Annotated in this window: 1 pseudogene; it reads left to right on the top strand. The window is 69.5% G+C overall.

The features are described from left to right. Nucleotides 1–213, top strand: a pseudogene (locus G3N18_RS15845) (IS1634 family transposase); the annotation flags it as partial.

A 213-nucleotide genomic window follows, 5' to 3' on the forward strand; every position in this document is an offset into this window, starting at 1 on the left:
GGTGACCGGGTCGAGGTCCAGGTTGTTGTGGGATGTCCTCGAGGACGCCTACGCCCGTCTCGGGTTCGACGCGGTCGGCAACGACACATTCAAGAAGCTGGTCCTGGCCCGCGTCGTCGAGCCGACCAGCAAGGCGGACACGCTGCGGGTGTGGGACGAGCTCGGTGTCCCGGGTGCGCCGTCGCTGTCGACCGTGTGGCGGACCCTCGCCCG

The sequence above is a fragment of the Microbacterium paulum genome (assembly GCF_015707995.1).
In the GTDB taxonomy this organism is placed as follows: Bacteria; Actinomycetota; Actinomycetes; order Actinomycetales; family Microbacteriaceae; genus Microbacterium; species Microbacterium paulum.